27 protein-coding genes are annotated in these 22422 nt (G+C 72.1%); 23 read left to right on the plus strand and 4 right to left on the minus strand.

The window, feature by feature from the left end; genetic code table 11:
* Window positions 1–20: 20 nt before the first annotated feature.
* The 4 genes from AB0D48_RS26960 to AB0D48_RS26975 form a co-directional block, all read right to left on the minus strand.
* Window positions 21–428: a nuclear transport factor 2 family protein gene (locus AB0D48_RS26960; protein ID WP_362402121.1), complete on the minus strand. Its 408-nt coding sequence runs from the start codon at window positions 426–428 to the stop codon at window positions 21–23.
* The gene (locus tag AB0D48_RS26965) at window positions 425–1369 is read right to left on the minus strand and encodes an NAD(P)-dependent oxidoreductase (RefSeq protein ID WP_362402199.1); all 945 of its coding nucleotides are present in this window, start codon (window positions 1367–1369) and stop codon (window positions 425–427) included. Before AB0D48_RS26965 ends, AB0D48_RS26960 begins: the two co-directional genes overlap by 4 nt.
* A gap of 28 nt (window positions 1370–1397) precedes the next feature.
* Window positions 1398–4196: a non-ribosomal peptide synthetase gene (locus AB0D48_RS26970; protein ID WP_362402124.1), complete on the minus strand. Its 2799-nt coding sequence runs from the start codon at window positions 4194–4196 to the stop codon at window positions 1398–1400.
* A gap of 179 nt (window positions 4197–4375) precedes the next feature.
* Complete coding sequence (locus AB0D48_RS26975; RefSeq protein ID WP_362402127.1) at window positions 4376–4801, minus strand: 4'-phosphopantetheinyl transferase superfamily protein; 426 nt, start codon at window positions 4799–4801, stop codon at window positions 4376–4378.
* Window positions 4802–5574: 773 nt separating this feature from the next.
* Here AB0D48_RS26975 and AB0D48_RS26980 point away from each other — a divergent pair.
* The 23 genes from AB0D48_RS26980 (at window position 5575) to AB0D48_RS27090 (ending at window position 22402) form a co-directional block, all read left to right on the plus strand.
* A complete protein-coding gene (locus AB0D48_RS26980) occupies window positions 5575–6303 on the plus strand; it encodes a DNA-binding response regulator (protein WP_362402130.1) in 729 nt (242 codons plus the stop codon).
* A gap of 87 nt (window positions 6304–6390) precedes the next feature.
* Window positions 6391–7176 (plus strand): TrmB family transcriptional regulator sugar-binding domain-containing protein, encoded by a 786-nt coding sequence (locus AB0D48_RS26985; RefSeq protein ID WP_362402133.1) that lies wholly within the window; start codon window positions 6391–6393, stop codon window positions 7174–7176.
* 373 nt (window positions 7177–7549) lie between these two features.
* Window positions 7550–8473: an ACP S-malonyltransferase gene (locus AB0D48_RS26990; protein ID WP_362402136.1), complete on the plus strand. Its 924-nt coding sequence runs from the start codon at window positions 7550–7552 to the stop codon at window positions 8471–8473.
* 41 nt (window positions 8474–8514) lie between these two features.
* Window positions 8515–9267, plus strand: a complete 753-nt coding sequence (locus AB0D48_RS26995) for an alpha/beta fold hydrolase (RefSeq protein ID WP_362402139.1) — start codon at window positions 8515–8517, stop codon at window positions 9265–9267.
* A complete protein-coding gene (locus tag AB0D48_RS27000) occupies window positions 9264–10028 on the plus strand; it encodes a helix-turn-helix domain-containing protein (RefSeq protein WP_362402142.1) in 765 nt (254 codons plus the stop codon). Before AB0D48_RS26995 ends, AB0D48_RS27000 begins: the two co-directional genes overlap by 4 nt.
* 126 nt (window positions 10029–10154) lie before the next feature.
* Window positions 10155–10409: an acyl carrier protein gene (locus AB0D48_RS27005; protein ID WP_328930670.1), complete on the plus strand. Its 255-nt coding sequence runs from the start codon at window positions 10155–10157 to the stop codon at window positions 10407–10409.
* A 32-nt stretch (window positions 10410–10441) separates the two neighbouring features.
* The gene (locus AB0D48_RS27010) at window positions 10442–11707 is read left to right on the plus strand and encodes a beta-ketoacyl-[acyl-carrier-protein] synthase family protein (protein WP_362402146.1); all 1266 of its coding nucleotides are present in this window, start codon (window positions 10442–10444) and stop codon (window positions 11705–11707) included.
* On the plus strand, window positions 11704–12855 hold the full coding sequence (locus AB0D48_RS27015) for a beta-ketoacyl synthase N-terminal-like domain-containing protein (protein WP_362402149.1): 1152 nt from the start codon (window positions 11704–11706) through the stop codon (window positions 12853–12855). Before AB0D48_RS27010 ends, AB0D48_RS27015 begins: the two co-directional genes overlap by 4 nt.
* Complete coding sequence (locus AB0D48_RS27020) at window positions 12852–13739, plus strand: beta-ketoacyl synthase N-terminal-like domain-containing protein (protein ID WP_362402152.1); 888 nt, start codon at window positions 12852–12854, stop codon at window positions 13737–13739. The genes AB0D48_RS27015 and AB0D48_RS27020 overlap by 4 nt, the downstream gene beginning before the upstream one ends.
* A 19-nt stretch (window positions 13740–13758) precedes the next feature.
* Window positions 13759–14607 carry an alpha/beta hydrolase gene (locus tag AB0D48_RS27025; RefSeq protein WP_362402154.1) on the plus strand — a complete coding sequence of 283 codons (849 nt, stop codon included), beginning with the start codon at window positions 13759–13761 and terminating at the stop codon, window positions 14605–14607.
* Entirely contained in the window at window positions 14604–15572 is a 969-nt protein-coding gene (locus tag AB0D48_RS27030) for a hypothetical protein (protein WP_362402157.1), read from the plus strand. Before AB0D48_RS27025 ends, AB0D48_RS27030 begins: the two co-directional genes overlap by 4 nt.
* The gene (locus AB0D48_RS27035) at window positions 15569–15913 is read left to right on the plus strand and encodes a hypothetical protein (protein WP_362402160.1); all 345 of its coding nucleotides are present in this window, start codon (window positions 15569–15571) and stop codon (window positions 15911–15913) included. Before AB0D48_RS27030 ends, AB0D48_RS27035 begins: the two co-directional genes overlap by 4 nt.
* Window positions 15914–16321 carry a hypothetical protein gene (locus tag AB0D48_RS27040; RefSeq protein ID WP_362402163.1) on the plus strand — a complete coding sequence of 136 codons (408 nt, stop codon included), beginning with the start codon at window positions 15914–15916 and terminating at the stop codon, window positions 16319–16321.
* A complete protein-coding gene (locus AB0D48_RS27045) occupies window positions 16321–16704 on the plus strand; it encodes a hypothetical protein (protein ID WP_362402166.1) in 384 nt (127 codons plus the stop codon). The genes AB0D48_RS27040 and AB0D48_RS27045 overlap by 1 nt, the downstream gene beginning before the upstream one ends.
* A 64-nt stretch (window positions 16705–16768) precedes the next feature.
* Window positions 16769–17878, plus strand: a complete 1110-nt coding sequence (locus tag AB0D48_RS27050; protein ID WP_362402169.1) for a beta-ketoacyl synthase N-terminal-like domain-containing protein — start codon at window positions 16769–16771, stop codon at window positions 17876–17878.
* A gap of 28 nt (window positions 17879–17906) precedes the next feature.
* Window positions 17907–18155 (plus strand): acyl carrier protein, encoded by a 249-nt coding sequence (locus AB0D48_RS27055; protein WP_362402172.1) that lies wholly within the window; start codon window positions 17907–17909, stop codon window positions 18153–18155.
* A complete protein-coding gene (locus tag AB0D48_RS27060) occupies window positions 18155–18559 on the plus strand; it encodes a hypothetical protein (RefSeq protein ID WP_362402175.1) in 405 nt (134 codons plus the stop codon). The genes AB0D48_RS27055 and AB0D48_RS27060 overlap by 1 nt, the downstream gene beginning before the upstream one ends.
* Window positions 18556–19035 (plus strand): beta-hydroxyacyl-ACP dehydratase, encoded by a 480-nt coding sequence (locus AB0D48_RS27065; RefSeq protein ID WP_362402177.1) that lies wholly within the window; start codon window positions 18556–18558, stop codon window positions 19033–19035. The genes AB0D48_RS27060 and AB0D48_RS27065 overlap by 4 nt, the downstream gene beginning before the upstream one ends.
* Window positions 19036–19055: 20 nt before the next feature.
* Window positions 19056–19802, plus strand: a complete 747-nt coding sequence (gene fabG / locus AB0D48_RS27070) for a 3-oxoacyl-[acyl-carrier-protein] reductase (RefSeq protein ID WP_362402179.1) — start codon at window positions 19056–19058, stop codon at window positions 19800–19802.
* A gap of 65 nt (window positions 19803–19867) precedes the next feature.
* Window positions 19868–20488 carry a DsbA family protein gene (locus tag AB0D48_RS27075; protein ID WP_362402181.1) on the plus strand — a complete coding sequence of 207 codons (621 nt, stop codon included), beginning with the start codon at window positions 19868–19870 and terminating at the stop codon, window positions 20486–20488.
* Window positions 20489–20529: 41 nt separating this feature from the next.
* Window positions 20530–20745 carry an MbtH family protein gene (locus tag AB0D48_RS27080; protein ID WP_362402183.1) on the plus strand — a complete coding sequence of 72 codons (216 nt, stop codon included), beginning with the start codon at window positions 20530–20532 and terminating at the stop codon, window positions 20743–20745.
* A 119-nt stretch (window positions 20746–20864) separates the two neighbouring features.
* Window positions 20865–21560: an alpha/beta fold hydrolase gene (locus AB0D48_RS27085; protein WP_362402185.1), complete on the plus strand. Its 696-nt coding sequence runs from the start codon at window positions 20865–20867 to the stop codon at window positions 21558–21560.
* Window positions 21557–22402 (plus strand): mycofactocin-coupled SDR family oxidoreductase, encoded by an 846-nt coding sequence (locus tag AB0D48_RS27090; protein ID WP_362402187.1) that lies wholly within the window; start codon window positions 21557–21559, stop codon window positions 22400–22402. Before AB0D48_RS27085 ends, AB0D48_RS27090 begins: the two co-directional genes overlap by 4 nt.
* Window positions 22403–22422: the final 20 nt, after the last annotated feature.

Here is a 22422-nt window from a genome sequence, read left to right on the forward strand (position 1 = left end):
CGGCCGGGGGCCCGACCGGCTCAGCTCTCGATCAGCTGCTGGAAGACCACCGTGTCGAAGACGTCCTCCATCCGTACGGCGATCCCGTCCCGCAGGGTCCAGGAGTGGATGAAGGGCAGGGACCGCGTCGTACCGCGGACCGAGGTCACCTGTCGGACGCCGAAGACCACGATCCGGTCGTCGGCCGCCACGAACTCCTGCGGCTCCAGGCGCATCCCGCCCAGGACGGACGGCACCCGCGACAGGAACTCCCGCACGCCCGCGTGGCCGTGCTTGGTGCCGCCGAGGCCGTAGTCGGCCATGCCGTCGGGGTGCACCCACTCCACCTGCGGATCCAGGGTGTCGAGCAGGCCCGCCACATCGCGGTCGTGGAAGGCGCGGTAGGCGCGCCGGACCAGGGCCAGGTTGTCGTCGATACCGGTCTTCATGCCGTCCTCGTCCCTTCGCGGTGACCCATGTGCTGCGGATACAGGGCCCGCAGGGTGCGCTCGATGCCGTCCCGCCAGTCGACACGGCACGGGCCGGTCAGCCGGCGGCGCAGCGTGGGGTCGAACCGGTAGGTCTCCCGGGTGACCTCGCTCGGCACGAGCACGGCCTCGACGCCCGTCAGCGCCTCGATGTGGCGGACGCAGTCGCTGACGCCGACCGACTGGTCGCCCCCCCAGTTGACCAGCGTCGCCGGGACCGACGCGGCCCGCCACAGCGGCGGAACCTGCGCCACCAGATCGTCGGTGTGCAGGAGGGAGCACCAGTTCTGGCCCTCCAGCGGCACGGCGATCGGATGGCCGGCCAGCATCCGCTCGAAGTAGAGCATCGGGACACCGCCGTAGCTCCCCGGCCCGTACGCGATGTTCAGGCGGGCGATGGTGGTGGGCAGGCCCAGCACCCGGGCGAAGGCGCGCACCGCGCCCTCGGTGGCGAGCTTGCCCATCGGGTAGGCGGGCAGCCATGCGGCGGAGGCGTCGACCGGGTCGTCCTCGGTGTACGCGTGATCCAGGGTCCGGCGCGCGTACAGGGCGCCCGTCGAGACGAACAGGAACGCCTCGGCGGTGCGGGAATGGACCATCAGGCGGCCCGTGGCCACCGTGTTGATCTCCGCCGTGGCGTTGAAGTCGCCGTCCTCGCCGCGGTGCACGGCGCAGTGCAGCACGTGGGTGAAGTCCTCGGGAATGCCCTTGAGGGCTCCCTCGGAGGGATCGGCCATGTCCCACTGCCGCGTGGTGATTCCCCGGTCGTTCAGCTCGCGCTCCACGCCCGGCGCGGCGAACCGGCCGATGCACCAGACCTCGTTGTGCTCGGCCAGCGCCTCGGCGACCGGCCGGGCGACCTGCCCGGTGCCGCCGGTGATCAGGATCTTCTTGCCCCTCATGGTGTCGTCCCCCGTCATCGCTCTCTCCCTACCGTCGTGCCGCGATCGCATCGGCCTCGGCCAGCGACCGGTCGAGTTCCCGCCGCAGAATCGTCTGGAAGGCCCCCACGTGGCGCGGGCCCATCAGGGTGTAGTGCTCGCCCGGTACCTCCAGGTACCGGTTGGGACCGGCGGTGTGCTCGTCCCAGCGGCGCAGCTCGTTGTCGAGCCAGTCCTGCCTCGTGCCGCGCAGCGGTATCGCGTGGAACACGCTCATCGACCGCACCTGTCCGCTCGGCTCGTAATCGCGCCCCAGATCGGTCAGCGTGTTGGCCACTTCCGCCCAGGCGCCGAACTTCGCCTCGTCCAGGTCGAGTTCGGCGATCCGCTCCGGGGGAGCCAGCTCGATGAGACGGGCCACCTGGGTCTCGCGGGGCAGGTGGCGCAGGGCGTCCGGCAGCTCGGCGGACTGCTTCTTGTCGATCAGGTCCAGGAAGAACGCCAGATGGACCGCGGTGTCCACGAAGTCCAGCTCGTCCATCCGGTACTTGATGTGCGGCGGCAGGTTGAAGCTGCCCACGAAGTCGACGCGCTCGCCCTGGGACTCGAGGACCTTGGCGATCTCGAAGGCCACGGCGGCGCCGTACGAGTAGCCGGCCACCGCGTACGGCCCGTGCGGCTGCCGGGCCCGGATGGCGTCCACGTAGGTGTCGACCATCTGCTCGAAGGAGACGAAGGGCTTCTCCCCCTCGTTGAAGCCGCGCGCGCGCAGGGCGTAGAACGGCCGGTCGCCCGTGAAGTACCGGGCGAGGTTGACGAAGACGAGGACCTCGCCGACTCCGGGGTGCACGCAGAACAGGGGGGTCTTGGCGCCGCTGGTCTGCATGGGCACCAGCGGGTCGTACGGGCGGGCGGCGGGCGCGGTGTGCGCGGCGAGCCGGGCCGCCAGCGAGCGCACCGTCGGCGCGGTCAGCACGGTGATGACCTCCAGGCCCGTGACGCCGAGCCGCTGGGTCACCTTGGCTCGCAGCCGCAGGATGTCGAGCGAGGTGCCGCCGAGGTCGAAGAAGCTGGCCGTGGCGCTGATGGTGGCCGGGTCGGCGTCGAACATCTCGCCGAAGATCTCCGCGATCACCCGCTCGGTGGCGCCCTCGGGCGCGCTGTAGCCGCCGAGCATGCGCAGGGTCAGGTCGGCCACGGCCCGCCGCGGGGCCTCGTAGGCACCCGCTTCCAGACGGGCGCGCATGAGCGAGCGCTGGATCTTGCCGAGGCTGGTCTTGGGGAAGTCCTCGCCGGACAGCGGCAGGACCAGGGCGGGGCGGAAGCCCCAGCGCATCACCACGGTGCTGCGGACGGCGGTGAGCACCCGGTGCAGGCCGGCCTCGTCCCCGTCGGGCAGATCGGGACGGAAGGCGATGACGAGCTGCTCGGTGTCGCTGCCGGCCGGCCGGGTGGGGAAGGCCGCGACGTAGGAGCGGGAGACACCGTCGAGCTCTTCGAGAGCGGCCTCGATGTCGTGGCTGAAGTAGTTGACGCCGTTGACGATGACACTGTCCTTGGTCCTGCCGGACAGGCTCAGGCGCCCCTCGTCGATGCGGCCCAGGTCGCCGCTGCGGAACCAGCCGTCGGCGGTGAAGGCGGCCGCGGTGGCTCCCGGGTCCCCGTAGTAGCCGGGGGTGACCATCGGACCGGAGAACTGGACCTCGCCCTCCTCACCCTCGGGCAGCGGCCGGCCCTCCCCGTCCACGACGCGCATGCCCAGGCCACTGACGGCGGTGCCCAGGTTCGCGAACTCCGCGCCGCGGTCGGCTTCGGGGAAGGCCTTGCGGGAGTAGACACTGCCCGCGCAGGTCTCGGTCATCCCGAACGCCGGCCACAGCACGTCCCGGGCGAGACCGTACGGCGCGAAGCGGTCCAGAAACGTTTCCCCGGTGGCGACGACCACCGCCTCCCCGCCGCTGATGATGTGCCGCAGCCGGCTGAGGCCGAGCGACTCACCGGAGGCGGTGAGCCGGTCGGCGGCCGTGTTGATCAGGCCCAGCAGGAAGTTGGGCGTGAAGGTCATGGTCACGCCGTGCCGGGAGATCAGCCGCAGGAACTCCAGCGGATCGGCGAGCACCACGGTGGCGGGGACGTGCAGTTGCCGGCTGCCGGTGTACAGCGGCAGCAGGTGGCATTCCAGGAGCGCGGCCACGTGGTCGAAGGAGACCCAGTTCAGCGTGGTGTCGGCCGGGCCGAGCCGGTGGTGCCCGTTCTTGGCGGCCATGGAGGCGAGCAGGTTGCCGTGACTGAGCATCACGGCCTTGGAACTGCCGGTCGATCCCGAGGTCAGCATCAGCAGGGCGGTGTCCTCGGGGGCCGCGTGGTGCAGGTCGGCGGCGGGCTCCCCGTCCAGCTCCTCGAACGCGGCCACCCGCAGGCCGGCCTCGCGCAGGCGCCCGGCGAGGGCGGCGCCGGTGACCGTCAGCGGCTCTCCGAGGAGCGCGTCGACATGGCGGAGCCGGCTTGCCCAGTCCTCCGGGTCGCCGCCCGGCGGCGCCACAGGGCACGGGATGAAGCCGCCGAGTACGGCCGCCCAGAATGTGGGCAGGAACTCCTCGGAGCGTTCCAGGATCAGTACGATTCTGTCCTGAGGGCGCAGGCCCCGGGCGCGCAGCCCGGTCAGGATCCGGCGGGCCCGGTCCAGCAGCTCGGGGTGGCTCTGGTCGGTGAACCCGGCGTCCGCCGCGCCGGTGCAGTGGCGCAGGCCCGAACCGGGGTGACGGGCGGCGGCGGCCAGCAGCAGGCCGGTCAGGTTGGCCGTGTGGGGAGGGCCGGACGGGTGGGTTGGGTTGTGCAGGGCGTTCACGGTCGTCTGTCTCCTGCCTCGAAGGGCGTGCCGCGGCTGGGCCTGGGCCCTGGTGCGGCTGGGGAAATAGGTGGGGGGAACGGGACCGCTCCCGTGGCCGGGACGCGGTCCGGTGACGAAAACTGCGTGAGTGGGACGGCCCGCTCACGTGGCAGCGCCGTCGGCGTGCCGAAGAGGACCTAGCCGAGCCGGCGTACCGACGGAGGCCGGTCGGCGCCCGCAGGGAGCGCGAGCGAGGCCGTCCAGCCCTCCGGAACCGGTACGTCCGCCATCCGCCAGGTGCGGGGGGAGCCGAGGGCCGTCGTGGTCGTGTGGGCGGGCCCAGGGGACCAGCCGTGGCTTTCCAGCGCGGTCAGATCGGTGGTGATGCCGATCCCGAGGGCCTTGCACACGGCTTCCTTGCGGGTCCAGCAGCGCAGGAAGGCCGCGGTGCGGGACGGCCCTTCGGGCAGCGCGCGCACGGCCAGACGCTCGGCCGCCGTGAGGACGGGAGCCTCGACCTCGGCGACGTCGAGTGCGCGGACCCGCTCGACGTCGACGCCCACCCGGAAGGGGGAGAGGGCCAGCATGCCCAGGCCCTCGGTGTGCGCGATGCTGATCCGCAAGGACGTCGCCGGGTGCCGCACGGCGGGCGGTCCGTGCTCCTCGCTGCCGCAGCCCGGACAGGGGGTCCGGCCCAGCGATATTTCGGCCGCGGATGGCCGAAAAACATCGGAAAGCGCTCGGCGAACGGCTGCGCGGCAGGTGATGAACTCACTCCGCGCCCGCTCGGATTTCATCTTTTGAACTCGGGTCAACTCGCTGTCGTCAAGCAGTTTCAAGTCGCTCGTCCGGTACCGCCCGGCCGGTACCTGCCACCACCACACCAACGCGTCGGTGGATTCGAAGAGCGGCGCTTCGGTGAATTCGATCGTCCCCGTGTGGCTTGTCGTCACGGGCCTCACCGTAGGCTCGAAGGCCGCTCGAGACGGCCTTGAGCAAGGCATAGTTGGCCGCAACCGGACACCGTCACCACGGACAGTGATGGCGAGGACGCGTCCGGTGGCACAAGCGGAAGTGGCGGATTTCCTTCCGGGGTGGCGGGGGCAGCTTGCTGCCAGCGCGGCTGGAAAACTCCCTCCCCGGCGCGGGAATAAATGGGGGGTTGACATATGCCGGAGTGGTCTGATGTTTCCGCCCGGGATCTTGTTGACCGGTTCCGAACCGGCGAACTAGGGTCGGGCCAGTGCGCCGCTCGAATGACGCCTGAGGTTTATCGGCTAAATAGTTGAAACTTTGGGCTCGGCGGCGCGGATCATGGTTAGGCAAGGGGGAAATCAGTGAGCGGTGCCGTGATCGGGTCGTATGGGCGAAAGAAGTGGTAAAAGAACTGGGCGAGATGCCACCGACGGACCACGCCGCGCATGTGGAACAGACCCTGCTGCAGGCCCGGGCCCTCATCGAGTCCACCGTGTCCCTCAACCGGCGGCGCCCGGCCAAGGGTCCCGCGGCCCCGCACACGGACGTGGCCGTGGTCGCGGAGGCGGTCGAGGAGCTCGTCCGCGGTGCCCGCCACGCGGTCTGCGTCGCGGTCACGAGCGCCGACACCTTCGACCGGATCGCCCGGAAGGCGCTGACCACGCTCGAACCGGGCCTGGCGGTACGGCTGCTGTGCGCGCCCGACGTCGCGGACGAGTCGCTCGCCGTGCTCACCCGGGACGCCGGCGGACGACTGGAGGTCCGGGTGTCGGGAGCCGACCTCCGCGACATCGTGGTGGTCGACGGCGCGGCGGCGCTGGTACGCGCGGTCGCCGCCACGGGCCAGGCGACTCTGGTACACGACCCCGCGGCGGTACGCGCCCTCGAACTGCTCTTCGCCGGCGCCTGGTCCCGCAGCCGCAGGCTCGACGACCACCTGGCGCTCAGTCCCAGGCTGCGCAGCGACCTCACCGGCCGGATCCTGGAGCGGCTGCGCGACGGCCAGACCGATGACGCCGCCTCCCGCGAGCTCAGCGTGTCGCTGCGCACCTACCGGCGCCATGTCGCCGAGATCATGCGAGAACTCAACGCCACTTCCCGCTTCCAGGCCGGAGTGCGGGCAGTGGAACTGGGACTGCTGACGGAGTAGCCGGGCAGCGACACGGGGAAGACTGCGGTCCGCGCTCGCGGCGGCCGCAGGGCAACATGCACACCAACGGGGAATGGTGAACGGGACATGCCCAACGGGGCTGAGGACGAACTGGAACAAGCGCTCCTGGAAGTACGGGCCCTGATCGAATCGACCGTGGCGATCCACCGGGACCGCAGTCTGCGGGCCCAGCAGATCGCCACGGTCGACGGTGGCTACGAGCCGGTCCTGCGGGCCGCGGGGAAGATCATCCGGGATGCCGTGCGGAGCATCGACATAGTGGACTCCCGGCTACCGGGAGCGGACGAGGCGTCTCCGCGCCGGGAGCAGGCCGAACGGCGCCTGATCTACACGGCGGCCGAGGGGGTGTCGGTCCGGCTGCTGACCAGCCCGGCCATGATCGACGAGGACTTCGTACGTGAACAGCTCGCGCTCGAGCGGCCGGTGGCGATCCGGGTGGCCCGGGTCCCGCCGCTCCAGGCACTGCTGGTCGACGGCACCGCCGCCCTGGTGATGGCGGAGTCGGCGGCCGGCGTGCGGGCGTCGGTGATCCGGGCGCCCGAGGTCCTGCACACCCTCGGCACCCTCTACGACAGCATCTGGCGCAACGCCGTGCCGGCCGGAGAGCGGATCGTCTTCGGCGACCGAGACCGGGCCGCGCTGGCCCGGCAGATCCTGGGCGCGCTGCGGGCGGGCGTCACCGACGAGGTGGCCGCCCGGGAACTCACCGTCTCGGTGCGCACCTACCGGCGCCATGTCGCGGAGATCATGGCGCTGCTCGGCGCTCAGTCCCGCTTCCAGGCGGGAGTACGGGCCGCCGAGCTCGGACTCCTGCCGGCGGCGGGGGCGTCCGGCGCCGGACCCCGGGCCTGACCGCCACGGGCCCCCGGGTCTGACCGCGGCCGGCGTCGTACCACCTGCCGTACCACCACCTGCCGTAGTACCACGACGTGCTGTACTGCCAGGTGCCGTACTGCCACCTGCCGTCCCGTCACCCTGTCGTACCGCTGCCCGCGCGAGGTCCGCTGGCAGCTTCCTGAAAGCCCTGTTGCCGCCCGCAGGGCGCCCCCCGTTGTATGGCGCCAGGAAAGGGGTTCGGGCTCCGGCGAGCTCTCGAACTCCTTCCCGGTGGCATGGAGACACCCCCGACCTGCATGCCGCCGGCGCGCGGGGATCCGTACGTCGCGAGAAAAGTGCGACGGCGGATCCCCGGGCCCCCGGTGAATTCGGTGCGGAAGGCGACTCCATGGATCAGATGCAGACCGGTCTGGTGTTTCCAGGACAGGGAACGCAGCGGGAGGGAATGGGCGAACCCTGGCGGCACACCCCGTCGTGGAAAATCACCGAGGAGATATCCGACGTCACCGGGGAAGACCTCCCGAGCCTGCTGCTGCACACTTCCGACGCAGAACTGCGGCGCACCGACCTGGCCCAGCTCGCCGTGTTCACCGTCGCCGTCCTCGCCCACGCCGAGGCGGTCCGCCGGGACGCGCTCGGCGGCCCGGTGGCCGCCTGCGCCGGACACAGCCTGGGGGAGTACGCCGCCCTGACCGCCGCCGGCGCGCTGACCCTCGGCGCGGCGGCCGCGCTCGTCGCCGTCCGCGGCCGGGCCATGCGACAGGCCGCCGAAGAGCGGCCGGGCACCATGGGCGTCCTGGTCGCCGCCCCGCTCGAGGAGGTCGCCGCACTCGCCGGCCGGGTCCGCGCCGACGGCCCTGACGTATGGGTCGCCAACGTCAACGCCCCCGGCCAGACGGTGGTCTCCGGATCCGCCGAGGGCATCGACCGGATCGAGGCCGAAGCGCCGTCGATCGGCGCCAAGATGATCCGCCTCGCGGTGGGCGGCGCCTTCCACAGTCCCTACATGGCCTCGGCGGCCGACAGCCTGCGGACCGCCCTGGAGCACACCCCGTTCGCCCCCGCGCACCTGCCGGTCGTGGCCAACGCCGACGCCGAGGCGTACAGCGGCGGGGCCGACTGGCCCGGCCTCGCCACCCGTCAGCTCACCTCGCCGGTGCTGTGGGAACCCAGCGTGCGCACCCTCATCGGCCCGCTGGGCTGCCGCCGCCTGGTCGAGCTCGGCCCCGGACGCACCCTGGCCGGGCTGGTCCGCCGGATCGCCCCCGGCACCGAGGTGGTGTCCCTGGACCACCCGGCCGCCGCGGCCTGACCACCGCACCCCACGCCACGCTCACAAGGAGACCACGCACCATGCCACTTGGCACCGAGAGCAGATGGCTGCGCAGATTCGCCACCGGGGCCCCGCCCCGGATGCGGCTGCTCTGCCTGCCGCACGCCGGCGGCTCCGCCAGCTTCTTCCACGACTGGGGGCACGCCTTCGGCGACGACGTCGAGGTGCTCGCCGTACGCTACCCGGGCCGTCAGGAGCGCATCGCCGAGGAACCCTGGACCGAGCTGGAGCAGCTCGCCGCCGCCATCGCCGACGAACTCCCGCCCTACCTGGACGCCCCGCTGGCGATCTTCGGCCACAGCATGGGCGCCACCCTCGGGTACGAGATCACACTGCGCCTCGCGGCGCGGTACGGGACCGTGCCCGCCCTGCTCATGGTCTCCTGCCGCAGGGCTCCGCACCTGCTCACCCCGCGCACCGCCGCCTTCGGCACCGACGAGGAGCTCGTCGCCGAGATCAAGCGGATGGGCGGCACCGACTCCGTTCTCCTCGACGACCCCGCCCTGCGCGAGCTGGTGCTGCCCGCGATCCGAGGCGACTTCTGCGCCGTCGCCCGCTACACCGCGCGGCCCGGCACCGCCCTGCCCTGCCCGGTCGTCGGCTACGTCGGCGACGGCGACCCGGACGTTGCGCCCCACGAGGTCGCCGCGTGGTCCGGACTCGCCCCGCGCGGATTCGAGCTCAAGGTGCTGCCCGGCGGCCACTTCTACCTGGTGGACCAGCGGGCCGCGCTCATCGCAGACATCCGCGCACGGCTGGTGGCGCAGCGGTGAGCACCGCGGTGAGCCCACGGCCGATGTGCGGGGTGGGCGTGCTCGACAAGGCGTCCGTCCTGTTGGAGATCGTGGAGAGGGGACCGGCCACCCTGGGCGAGCTGGTCGCGCACAGCGGTTTCTCGCGCCCCACCGCCTACCGGATCGCGATCGCCATGGACCGGCTCGGCCTGCTCACCCGCGATCTCCAAGGCCGCTTCGTGCTCGGCCCGCGGCTCGGCCTGCTCGCCGTCGAGGCCCGCCACGACCGCCTCGCCGCGGCCGCCGGCCCGGTGCTGGCCGAGCTGCGCGCCGAAACCGGACTGGACGCCCGGCTCTACCGCCGGCGCGGTGGCCTGCAGGTCTGCATCGCCTCCTCCGTGGACGGTGTGGTGGCGGCCGACGCGGCCGTCGGCGCGGCCCGCCCGGCCTCCGCCGGACCCGCCGCGCAGGTGCTGTACGCCTGGGAGGAACCCGACGAGCTGTACAAGGCGCTGCTGCGCGCCCGCTTCTCCGCCGCGCAGCTGTCCGCCGTACGCCGCCGGGGCTGGGCGTACGGCCCCGACCCCATGGCGCCCGGCGCCATCTCCTACGCCGTGCCCGTCCGCACCGGGGCCGGGCCGCCGGCCGCGGCCCTGGTGCTGACCGGCCGGGCGGCGCGCATGCCCACGAGTCCCGACCGGCTGCTGGGCGTCGCCGCGGTGGACGCGGCCGCCTCCCTCGCCGAGGCGTTGCCGCGGGTCCCGGGGCAACTCCACCCGGCGGAATACGCCGGATCCTGAATTCCGCGGCGGCGGTGGCAGGTTGTTGCATCCGTCGTTGTGAGAAAAGAACCCGCGACCGCACCATTCCAGTGCGAGTAACCGTGCCGCGCGAATGCGGCGGCACATCCGAGAAGGGGAAAAAGCGTGACGACTGCTACGCGCGACGAGCGTCTCGAAACCATCAAGGAAATCGTCTGCGACATTCTCGAGATCGAGGAGGACGAGGTCACCGAGGTCAGCCTTTTCAAGGAGGACCACGACGCCGACTCGCTCCGCGCCATCGAGATCCTGGCCGCCCTGGAGAAGGAGTTCGGCATCGTCATCAACCAGAGCGAGCTGCCCCGGATGGTGAACCTCAAGGGCGTCTACGAGGTCGTGTCGGAGCCGGCCAACTGGTAGTCGATCCCGCTGCGGCGGTTGGGGAGGTTGCCATGACGGCGGCAGAGCGCGGCACCGGCCGGATCCGGCCGGAGCGGCACCGGGTGGTTCTCACCGGACTGGGAGTGGTGTCCAGCATCGGACTCGGCGCGAAGGAGTTCCTCCAGGGACTTCGCGAAGGCCGCAGCGGTGCACGGCCCATCTCCGTATTCGACACGGAGGGCTTCGCCCACGCGAACGGGTGCGAGATCACGGATTTCGACCCGCGGGACTGGATCAGCACGCTGGACGTGGAACAGCTCGGCAGGGCCGCGCAGTTCTCGGCGGCGGCCGCCCGGATGGCCCTGGAGGACTCGGGACTCGATCTGACGCAGCTGCGCACCCGGCGCGGGCTGATCTCCATCGGTACCACCGACGGCGAGAGCTACGACCTCGACCAGCTGGTCGCGGGGGAGCTCGCCGACGGGGTGGGCACCTTCGACCCCACGGCCGCCCGGCGCGTGCCGGCCGGGCGGCTGTCGGTCGCCATCGCCCAGGAACTGGGCCTGACCGACGTGGAGGCGCTCACCATCCCGACCGCCTGCTCGGCGGGCAACTACGCCATCGGCTACGGTTTCGACGCCGTCAGCTCGGGCGAGGCGGAATTCGCCTTCTGCGGTGGCGCGGACGCGATGTGCCGCAAGACCTTCACGGGCTTCTACCGGCTGGGCACCATCGCCCCGGACCGCTGCCAGCCCTTCGACATCGACCGCAAGGGCATCCTCACCGGCGAGGGCGCGGGCGTACTGGTCCTGGAGCGCCTGGACTCCGCCCTGGAACGCGGCGCCACCATCTACGCCGAGGTCCTCGGCTACGGGCTCAACTGCGACGCCCACCACCAGGTCGCACCCGACCGCGACAGCGTCGCCGAGCTGATGCGGCTCGCCCTGGACAACGCAGGCGTGAAACCGCACGAGGTGGACCTCATCTCGGCGCACGGCACGGGCACCAAAGCCAACGACATCACCGAGGCGGGCGCCATCCGCCAGGTCTTCGGAGACACGCCCCCCCGCACCGTCTCCATGAAGTCGATGCTCGGCCACAGCATGGGCGCCGCCAGCGCCCTCGGCGCGATCGGCTGCGCCCTGGCCATCCAGAACCGCTTCATCCCCCCCACCATCAACCATGTCACCACCGACCCCGAGTGCGATGTCGACTGCGTGCCGAACCGGGCCGTCGAGGCCGACCTGCGGATCGTTCAGAACAACGGTCTCGCCTTCGGAGGCAACAACGCGGCGGTCCTGCTCGGCCGGTACGACGCGATCAAGGAGGCGTCATGATGAGCCGTCCCATCATCGGGATGGGCGTCGTCGCCGCCACCGGCTCCGGTGTCGGTGAACTCTTCGAGAACCTGTGCCGGGGCGTCAGCGGACGCGCCGAGCTGCGCGGCTTCGACCGCACCCGCTTCCGGGCCCAGCACGCCTACGAGGTCGACGACCGACCAGCCGTAGGCGAGGACGTCCCCGCCCGCGCCGGCCGCCTGCTGCACGAGGCGATCGCCCAGGCCGCCGCCGACGCCGGACTCGGCGAGGACCTCAGCGGAATCCCCATCCTGGTCGGCACCGGCCTGCGCGAACTGCGCTCCTTCGAGCTGTGGTGGCGCGACGGCTCCCCGTTCGCCGACTCCGGGCTGCACTTCGGCACGGGCCTGCGCGAGCGCTTCAACGCCGATGTCACGCACACCTTCTCCAACGCCTGCTCGGCCTCGCTGTACGCGCTCGCCCTCGGCTCCGACCTGCTGAGCCAGGAGGGCGAGGACGCGCCCGACACCGTCATCGTCGCCGGCGTCGACGTGCTGACCGAGTCGATGTACGGGCTGCTGGAGCGCGTCCACCCGACGCCGCCCGACCGGGTGCGGCCCTTCGACCGCAACCGTACGGGCGTCCTGATGGGCGACGGCGCGGCCGCGATCGTGCTGCGCCGCACCGACGCCGGCGCGCCCCAGGTCCACGGCCGGCTGCGCGGCGTCGCCGTCAACTGCGACGCCTACCACGTCACCGCGCCCTCCCCGCAGGGCATAGCCGAGGCCATGCGCGCCGCCCACCGGATGGCCGGCGTCAAGCCGTCCGACATCGACCTGGTGATGCTGCACGGCACCGGCACCCTGCTCAACGACGAGGCGGAGGCCACCGCGCTGGCCGACGTGCTCGGCGAGGACGCCTCCGGCCCGCTGATGACGGCCGTGAAGTCCATGACCGGGCACACCTCCGGTGCGTCCGGCCTGATCAACCTGATCATGGGCGTACAGGCCCTGAACGAAGGGCGGGTGCCGCCGACCGTGGGCCTGGACGAACCGGTCGAGGAGGCCGCGCCGTTCCGCTTCGTCACGCGGCAGGCGGCCACCGGCCGGCCGCTGAGGGTGGCGCAGCTCAACGCCTTCGGATTCGGCGGCATCAACGCCGTGGCCATGGTGGAGGGATCCCGATGACGACACAGACCGCACGCACCGACACCACCGTGGTCGTCACCGGAGCCGCCGTACTGCTGCCCGGTACCGACAGCGCGCGGGCCCTGGCCGACGGACCGGCCGAGGGCGGCGCCCCCGTCGACCCGGCCGCCCATGTCGGGAAGAAGGGCCTGCGCTACAAGGACCGGGCCACCCAGCTCGGCTACGCACTGACCGCCGCCGCGCTGCGCGACGCCGGCCTGCTGGGCGAGGAGAAGGACGGGCTCACGGTGCCCGCCGCGAGCGTCGGCGTGGTCGCCAGCTCCAACTTCGGCAACCTGGACACCGTCGCCCGGGCCCTGGACACCATCCGGGAGGAGACCGTCACGGCCACCAGCCCGATGGACCTGCCCAACGCCTCCAGCAACGTCATCGCCTCCTCGGCAGCAATCCGCTACGGGCTGCGCGGCCCCAACCTGATGGTCTGCAACGGCGAGACCTCGGGCCTGGACGCCGTCCACTGGGCGGCCACCGTCATCACGGCAGGCCGGGCCGAGCGGGTCCTGGTGCTCGGCGTCGAGCCCGACAACGAGGTCGTGCGCCGCCTGCTCGGTGGCGGCCGCGCGGTCGACGGCGGCGCGGCCCTCGTGCTCGAGTCCCGGGCCGCGGCCGCCGAGCGCGCCGCGACCGTACGGGCCGTGCTCGGCCCCTACCACCGGGGCGCGGGCGAGCCCGGCCCGCGCGGGCGCCGCTGGGCGCTGCCCGCGCACTTCGGGGCGGCCTCCGGGGCGTCCGGTCTGCTCCAGGTCGCCGCCGCCGTCGGCTGCTTCGACGCAGGCGAGCGGGGACCCGTACAGGCCGTGACCGGGACCTCCACCGACGACGCCCGCGCCGATCTGGTGCTGTTCGCGCCCGAAGCGGCGTGAGCGGCCGGGAGGAACCCTCATGAACACCCACATCGACCTGCGTCCGGTCGCCGTCGAACGGCGCACCGACGGCACGGGTCCGCGCGTCCTGCTGCTGCACGGTCTCGCCGCCAACGACACCGTCTGGGAGCGCACGCTCCCGGAGCTGCCGCAGACCTACCAGCTGTGGACCGCGCGGCTGCCGTGGCGCACCGAAACCATCGCCGAGTGGGACGAGCAGCCCAACCTGCGGGGCTGGCTCGCCAAGGCACTGGAGGCGGTGCCGGGCGGGGCCGAGGTGGTGGTCGCCCACTCCATGGCGGCCAACGTGCTGCTCGACCTGCTCGACCAGAAGATGCGCGGCGGTGCCGACGCCCTGCGCCAGTTCGGCATCCGGGCCCTGGTCCTGGTGTCGCCCTTCTACCGGGGCCGGGCCGACCAGTTCGACTGGAACACCATCAGCTACTACCTCAACGACTTCCACCTGATCATGGAGGAAGGGATCCGCGCCCACTCGGGCGGCCGGGTTCCGGCCGACATCCAGCAGGCCATGGGCGAACGGGTCCGCGACCGGGTCGGCCCGTACGGCTGGTTCCGGTTCTTCGACCTCTACCTGCGCACGCCCACCCTGGATACGGGCCGGATCACCGTCCCCACCCTGGTGGTCGGCGGCGAGAACGACTTCGCCGCCCGCCCGGAGGAGGGCGTGGCGCTCGCCGAGGCCCTCCCCGACGCGGTGTCGCACGTCCTGCCCGGCAGCGGGCACTTCCCGATGCTCGACGCGGCCGGCGCCTTCGCCGCCGTGGTGAGCGGCTTCGTCCACACGACCCTGGCCCCCGCCCCGCAGCGCGGGAGTGCCCTTCCCAACGCCCTGGAGCTCCAGCGATGACCCTCGTCACGGACACCGCCGTCAAGGCGCTGCTGACCACCGCCACCACCACCTCGGTGCGCCCCCGCTACGAGGGGTCCAACATCTGCACCTGGATCGGCTTCAAGCACGTCAACTACCTCGTCGAGGAAGCCGTCCTGGACCACTTCCGGCAGGCCGGGCTGCCCGCCCGCGCCCTGTACGAGGAGCACGGCCTGGGCCTGGACCTGGTCTCCATCGACTCCCGCATCCTGCACGCCTTCCACATGGACGACGTCGCCGAGGCGGAGGTCGCGCCCTGGACGAAGGACGAGGACGGGACCATCGGCTTCAAGGTCACCATCCGGTTCGAGCGAGCCGGCGAGACCCTCAAGGCCGTCACCTCCAAGGTCCGTGTCTCGTTGCGCGTCGACACCTACCTGGAGGCCGCCGGCGAGGTCCCGGCGCAGCTCGCCCGCTTCGCGGTCGCCACCCTCGGTGACGACCTGGAGCGCGAGCCGGGCAGCGCCGCCCCGGCCGAGGAGGAGATCCTCGCCTCGCTGACCGCCGGGCAGAACGCGTACGCCTGGAAGTGGAACATCCCGTACCCGTACTGCCACTTCACCGAGCGCATCCAGATGTCGGGCTACCTGCGCCTGATGGAGGAGGGCAAGGACCGCTTCGTCGCCGACCGCGGCATCTCCATCAAGACCCTGCTCGACGACCGCCGCTGGATCCCGGTCGTGCCCCGCTCCGACATCCGCATCCTCGACGAGGCGCTGATGGAGGAGGACCTCTACACGGTCTACACCGTCGAGGAGGTCTTCAAGGACTTCACCTACACCTCGCGCATGGACTTCTACGTGCTGCGTGACGGCAAGCTCGTCAAGACCGCCACCGGCCGCATCGTGCACGGTTACGCCGTCATCGAGAACCGCCGCGACTGGAGCCTGGTCAACTTCGACCAGCGCGTCGTCGACGCGATCAGCGGAGCGCCGCGGGCGTGAGCGAGAACTGGGAGAGCGGCACCCCCAGGTTGCTGCTCATCGAGAGCCAGGGCCGCGTGACGCGGGACGCCGGTTTCCGGCGCGACGCCGTCACGCAGGTGCTCACCGGGCAGTCGGCGCTCCTCTTCCTGGTCCAGGACGGGGTCGTGCTGGCCGTCCCCGGCAGTGACAGCGACCTGGACCGCTTCCAGAAGGAGGGCGGGGTCCTCGCCGCGGACAGTTTCTCGTTGGACCAGCACGGCCTCGGCACGGCGGAGCTGCGCCCCGAACTGTCGGTCGTCGGCATGGACGTGGTGGCGGGCTGGATCCTCGATCCGGCCGTCCGGGTGGTGTGGCACTAGATGGCCAGGGAGCTTCCGCACACCGACGTGCTCATCACCCTGATGGGTGCCCCCCACGCGTCGGACCAGGTCACCACGGCCCTGCGGCTGACCCAGGCCCTTCTGGAGCGCGGCGCCACCGTACAGGTGTGGACGTGCGGCTACGCCACCTTGCTCACCCAGCGCGCCCTCGGCCCCGACAAGCCGCGCAACCTGGCCGAGTGGAACCGGGACTACCCCTCCACCGCCGCCCTGGCCGAGGAACTGCTCGACGCCTATCCGGGCCGCCTGTACTGGTACGGATGCCGGTTCTGCAGCGACGACCGGGGGGCGGCGGAGCACCTGCCCCAGGTGGTGCTCCGGCCGCCGGCCGGATACGCCGCCAACGTCGCGGCCGCGGACAAGACCCTGCACCTGGGGGTGCTCTGATGGAGGACCGGGTGCTGGCCATCGTGGAGCGCGGCTACCGCGGCGCGCTCGAGAAGCAGTTCTTCGACGAGCTCTACCTGGCCACCGAACTGCACCGGCAGCTCGGCGGCCTCGACATCCTGCTGCGCGGCTCGGCCGTGTCCTACGCCGTGGACGCGGGCCCCGTGCCCGCCCTGCGCATCGGGAACCGCACGGTGGAGACCCTCAGCGACCCCCGCAAGGGGCTGCGCACCCTGCTCGGCGCGGGCGTCCGCGTCTGGGTGGAGGAACCCGACATCGAGGCCCTCGGCTCGGCCCACCCGCTGATCGACGGCATCGGACTCACCCGTCAGGGAGAGACGGCCGAGCGGTGGGCCGACTACCGGATGGTCCTCTTCCTCTGAACCCGGCGCCGGTGCGCCGCATTCGTCACGTACACCCGACAACGGAAAGGAACAGGTGACGGTCATGACCACCCTCACCACGGGCGCCGGACGCCCGGTGATCACCGCTTGGTCGGCCGTGTCGCCGTACGGCATCGGCAGGGCCGCGTTCACCGAGGGACTGCGGGAACGGCGGGCCACCGTCACCGAACTCGGCCCCGAGCACGGCACCGTCCCGGACGGCGTGGGCTGTGTCGTGCCCGCGTTCAGCATCCGGGAGGTGCTCGGCAAGAAGGGCACCCGCTCGATGGACCGGGTCACCGGCCTCGCCGTCACCGCCGTCGGATCCCTCCTGGACGACGCCGAGCGCAACCGCGCCGTCGGCACCGGCGAGGGCGCGGCGTTCGCGCTCGGCACCACCACGGGCAGCGCCCAGTCCATGATGGACTTCACCCGCGACTCCCTCACCGGCGAGCAGCCCTTCTTCGTCGACCCGGCGCGGTTCCCCAACACCGTCATGAACTGCGCGGCAGGCCAGAGCGCCATCTGGTACCAGCTCAAGGGACCCAACGCCACCATCGCGGGCGGCCGCACCGCCGGCCTGCACGCCCTCAACTACTCGCGCCGGCTGCTCGGTGCGGGCCGGGCCCGAACCGTCCTGTGCGGCGCCGCCGAGGAGTTCTCCCAGGCCCGCGCCTGGCTGGAGCACCACAGCGCGGACCCGGGCACCGAGGACGCCCCTGCGCTCGGCGAGGGCTGCGCCATGCTGCTCGTCGAACCGCACACTCCCGAGGACCCCGGCCAGCCCGTGCTCGCCGAACTGCTCGCCGTGGAACTCGGCGTCGTCCTCGACGGCGACGCCCGCCCCGCCCTCGTCTCCTGCCTGCGCTCGGCGCTGCGCCGGGCCGGCGTCGGACCCGGCCAGGTCGCCGCCGTCGCCCGGTCCGGGGCCCCGGGCCGCGAGGGCCGCGGCGAAGCCGACGCGGTACGGGAGGTGTTCGGGGCGGCCGGACCCGCCGACCTGACGCCGAGCGGCCTGATCGGCGACACAGGCGCCGCCGCTGCCGCCTTCCAGGCCGCCGCCCTGCTGTCGTACGCCGAGGACCGGCCCGCCGAAACGGCCGGCCGGGTCGGCGTCATCACCTCCGTTGACCGCACCGGCACCGTCGGCTGCGCCCTGCTCGGCCTGCGCTGAGCCCGCCCTCCCGAAAGGACCCGAACCCGTGCTGGAGAAGGAAGAACTGCGCGCCCTCGTGGCGCAGGTGCTGGACGTCGACGTCGCCGAGGTGACCGACCACGTGCGCTTCGTGGACGACCTGGAGGTCGACTCGCTGATGGCGCTGGAGATCGTCGTCGTGCTGGAGAAGAAGTACGCCGTCAAGCTGCCGGAGTCCGACCTCAAGCAGATCACCACCCTGCAGAGCGCCTACGACGTCCTGCTGGGCAGGCTCGACGCCGCGCAGGCCGCCTGATGCCCGCCGCGAGCCCACTTCGCAGCGCGGTCGAAGTACTGCCCGCCGAAGGCGGCCCGAGCGTCGCGGCCCGCTTCACGGTGGCCGACACCGAGACCGTGCTGCCCGGCCACTACCCGGGCTTCCCGATCTTCCCCGGGGTCTGCCTGGTGGAGTGCGCCCGCCAGGGCGCCCAGGCCACCCTGCCCGCCGGCGCCAAGGGCGCATCGCTCACCGCCGTGGAGTCCACCCGCTTCACCGGGCCCGTCTTCCCCGGCGACCGGGTGGACATCGCCATGGAGTGGAAGCGGACCCCGGCCGGCGACTGGCAGTGCCGGGCCAAGCTCACCACCGGGCGCGGCCCCGCCGCCGGCGTCCGGCTGCGCTACGCCCTGCCCGCGGCAGACAGGGAGGCGGCGGCATGACCGGCCAGCGCGACATCAGGGCCCGGCTGCCCCACCGCTTCCCGATGCTGCTGGTGGACCGCGTCGTCGACGTCGTCCCCGGCGAGCGGCTGACCGCGCTCAAGGCGGTCACCTGCAACGAGCCCTGGTACGAGCGGTTCGGCGCGGACACCCCCGACGAGGACTTCGCGTACCCGGCGACGCTGCTCGTGGAGTCCTGGTGCCAGTCCGCCGGCGTCCTCGCCACCTGGGACGACCCCAATCCGGACGTCCTCGACGGGCAGGTGATGCTCTTCGGCGGCATGACCGGCGTCGAGTTCCACCGGCCGGTGCTGCCCGGAGAGGTCCTGGAGCACCGGGTGCGCCTCGACCGCAAGGTCGACGACACCCTGCTGTTCGAGGGCGAGACCCGCTCGGCCGGCGAGACGGTCATGACCGTGGGCCGCATCGTCATGGCCTTCCGCCCCGCCGCGGCCCTGCGCCCGGCGAGCGCCTGAGAAGAGAGAGAGCACGCAACATGTCGGACACCACCAGCCGGGTGGCCCTGGTCACCGGCGGCTCGCGCGGCATCGGCCGGGCCACGGTCCGCGCGCTGGCCCGCGACGGCTTCGACGTCGCCTTCTGCTACCGCTCGGACGACGCCGCCGCCCGCAGCCTGGAGAAGACCGGCCAGGAGTACGGCGTCCAGGTCGTCGGCACCCGCGTCGACGTCGCCGACGGCGCCGCAGTACGCGCCTGGATCGAGGCCACGGAGGACCGGCTGGGCGGAATCGACGCGGCGGTCACCGCCGCCGGCATCACCCGCGACAACCCGCTGGTCCTCATGGAGGACGAGCAGTGGCGGCAGGTCCTGGACACCAACCTGGACGGCGTCTACCACGTCTGCCGCGCGGTGGTCTTCGGGATGATGAAGCGCCGCGCCGGTGCGATCGTCAACATCTCCTCCGTCGCCGGGGTCTACGGCCACGGCACCCAGACCAACTACTCCGCCTCCAAGGCGGGGATCATCGGCTTCTCCCGCGCCCTGGCCAAGGAGACCGGCCGCGCCGGCATCCGCGTCAACGCGGTCGCCCCGGGCTTCATCGAGACCGACATGGTCGCCGAGATGAACGACAAGGCCCGCAAGGAAGCGCTCTCCTCGATCCCGCTGCGCCGTATGGGCACCGCCGAGGAGGTCGCCGACCTGGTGGCGTACCTGGTCTCCGACAAGGCCGCGTACATCACCGCCGCCGTCCTGCAGATCGACGGCGGCATCACCATCTGACCCGTCCGGTCCGTCCGGACCCGGACCACCCGAAGCATCCCGCACACGAACCGCTGGAGGCGGCCATGGCACGACGCGGACCGCGCTGGTACTTCTCCTTCCGCAGCCCATACTCCTGGATGGCCTACCGGGACCTGGTGGACCACCACGCGGACGTGGCCGCGGCGATCGACTGGCTGCCGTTCTGGGAGCCGGACGAGCCGGCCGTGGACGAACTGGAGCGCAGCAACATCAAGCTGCCGTACGTCCCCATGTCCAAGGAGAAGCACCTCTACATCCTCCAGGACGTCCGGCGCCTGGCCCGGGCCCGTGGCCTGGACATGGTGTGGCCGGTGGATCCGGCTCCCCGCTGGGAGGTGTCCCACCTGGCGTACCTGGCTGCCGAGCGGCTCGGCGCGGGACCGGAGTTCATCGCCGAGACCTACCGGGCCCGCTGGGAGCTCGGCGAGGACATCTCCGACCCCGGCATCATGCGCAAGATCGGCGAGACCCTGGGCCTGGACCCCGAGGTCCTCGCCACGGCCCACGCGGATCCGGAGATCCGCGACCTCGGGCTGAAGGCGCTGAACTCCCTGCACCGCGACGGGGTCTTCGGCGTCCCCTTCTTCATCAGCGGATTCGACAAGTTCTGGGGCGTCGACCGGCTGTCCGCCTTCGTCGAGCAGCTGAACGCCCGCGCCGCCTGACCCCTCCGTTCCCCCGTACACACACCGAAGGAAGAACAGCCATGGCCACGAACCCGTTCGAGAACGACGACGCACGCTACCTGGTCCTCGTCAACGAGGAGAACCAGCACTCCCTCTGGCCCGCCTTCGCCGAGGTCCCGGCCGGCTGGACCGTGGCGCACGGCGAGGACACCCGCCAGGCGTCCCTGGACTACATCAACGAGTCCTGGACCGACATGCGGCCGAAGTCGCTGGCCGTCGCCATGGACGCCGCCTGACGTCCCCCGCCGGGCGGCCGGGCAACGGGCGTTGGCAGCAATCTGCAACGCCCGTTGTCCATGTCCGGGCCCGATGACAGCGTGGCTCCCACGCAGCTTCCCAGAAAGCGATGCCGCTGATGACCCACTCCCTGATGTGCCTTCCGTTCGCGGGGGGCGGCGCAGGTTTCTACCGCGCCTGGAAAGACCTGCCCGCGGACGCACCACGCGTGGTCCCGGTCCAGCTGCCCGGCCGCGAGGAGCTCTTCCTCGACGAGCCGTTCCGTGACGCGATCGCTGCGGCCGACGCCCTCGCTCCGCGCCTGGCCGAGCTCGCCGAGGGCCGGCCCACGGCGCTCTTCGGGCACAGTCTGGGCGCCGTCCTCGCCTTCGAGATCGCGCGGCGCCTGGAGCGGGACCCGGCGGTGGAGCTCACCCACCTGTACGTGAGCGGTTCCCCCGGCCCCTGGACGGGTCGCGCCCGGCGCGCGACGGGCCTGGACGACGAGGCCTTCCTGGCCCGGGTTCAGGAGTTCGCCGGGTACGAACACGACGCGCTGGCCGACCCCGACATGCGTGAGCTGCTGCTGCCGATCCTGCGAGCCGACGTCGAGATGCACGAGAGCTACCGGCCCGCCTCCGACGAGCCGCTGCGCACCCCGATCACCTCGCTGCGCGCAACCGAGGACGCCCTGGTCACCCGTGCGGAGGCCGAGGAGTGGCGGCAGGCCACCACCGGGACCTTCCGCCTGGTGGAGCCGGCCGGCGGACACATGTACCTCACCGAGTCGCCGCTGCCGCTGATCGACGCGATCGCCACGGTCCCGGCCTCATGACCGCGGCCACCGCCACCGCCCGCCTCACCGGCCGCACTGCCGTCGTCACAGGCGCCGCACGCGGCCTGGGCCGCTCCTGCGCGGTCCGGTTCGCCGCCGAGGGCGCGGACCTGGTGCTCGTCGACGTCGCCGGCGACGTGGCCGGCGTGCCCTACCCGCTGGGCTCGCAGAGCCAGCTGGAGCACACCGCGCAGCTGTGCCGGGCGCACGGTGTCTCGGTGCACGCCGCCGTCGCCGACGTCCGCGACCCCGCCGGAGTGGAGGCCGTCGCCGACCAGGCGCTGGAACGTTTCGGCACCATCGACGTCCTGCTCAACAACGCCGGCATCGCCGCCCCCTCCGGCAAGGCCGTCCACGAGATCGCCGAGGACGAGTGGGAGCTGATGGTCGGCATCGACCTCACCGGCGCCTGGCGCATGATGAAGGCCCTCGTCCCCGCCATGGTCGAACAGCGCTCCGGCAGCGTCATCAACGTCGCCTCCACCGCCGGCCTCGTCGGCTACCGCCACTTCGCCGGCTACGTCGCCGCCAAGCACGGCCTGATCGGCCTGACCAAGGCCGCCGCCCTCGACTACGCGCCCTTCCGGGTCCGGGTCAACGCCCTGTGCCCCGGCTCGGTGCGCGACGACCCGCTGCACGAGGGCAGGATGCTCGCCGAGATCGCCCGCTCGCTCGAAGTCGCCGTCGACGAGCACGAGGAGATATTCGTCCAGTCCCAGCCGATGAACGCCCTCATCGAGCCGCAGGACATCGCCGGCGCCGCCCTGTGGCTGGCCGGGGACGACTCCCTCCAGGTCACCGGGACCACCCTCACCGTCGACGGTGGCTTCAGCGCCCGCTGACACCCCGCTTCCCCTTTCGT

This window comes from Streptomyces sp. NPDC048269 (assembly GCF_040652395.1).
GTDB lineage: Bacteria > Actinomycetota > Actinomycetes > Streptomycetales > Streptomycetaceae > Streptomyces.